Genomic DNA, 789 nt, shown 5'->3' on the forward strand with positions numbered 1-789 from the left:
CTGAGTGAACGGCTCGATCCAGCATCAGTGCAACTGGGCACCAACTCATTCCGTTTGTATGACACGACAACCGGGCTCAGTTTCCCCAGTAGCTTCAGCCTCAGTGCTGATGGCATGACTTTAACCCTTATTCCTGATGGCCTGCTAGTGGCTAACCGACTCTATTACTGGTACGTGGGTTACAGTCCCTATCTGTATGATATGGCCAATAACTTCATTGCCCTGAATAATTTCAGTAGTTTCACCACAGGGGCACAAACAGATGATGCAGCGCCGCTTTTGGTTAACACCAACATTCTTAACAACGCGCTTGAAGTGCCGGTGAATGCCCGTGTGGTATTAACCCTGAATGAGCCTCTGGGTAGCAATTGTTTAACTCAGTTACACATCAGTGATGGTGTCGATGACGTAGCGCTTACCAGCGTCTTATCCAGCGATAGACGCACCCTAACCCTCACTCCATCTGAATCCCTGGCGGCCAATACCTCCTACCAGGTTGAGTTCACTGGTCTGTGTGATTATGCTGGCAATGGTTTGAGCGGGCAGGTCTTGTCCTTCACCACTTCCACTACGGGTGCCAGTGACACCGTCAGACCGGTATTACAAAGTGTCGTGCCGGCTCAAAATGCAGTTGGGGTAGTGGTTGATACCAATGTAGTTATCACCTTTGATGAAACCATTAGTCTGCGCAGTACCGTACTGTTTTATAACAGTGATACCAATCAACGCGTACTGGGCAGTGTGGATGTCACTGATAACGTATTAACCTTCACACCTGATGAGCTACTG

1 protein-coding gene is annotated in these 789 nt (G+C 48.9%); it reads left to right on the top strand.

The features are described 5' to 3' along the window. A partial coding sequence (locus tag CXF95_RS26260) for an Ig-like domain-containing protein (protein ID WP_157828259.1) occupies positions 1 to 789 on the top strand: 789 nt, incomplete at both ends.

Source organism: Paraglaciecola sp. MB-3u-78, from assembly GCF_002835935.1.
GTDB lineage: Bacteria > Pseudomonadota > Gammaproteobacteria > Enterobacterales > Alteromonadaceae > Paraglaciecola.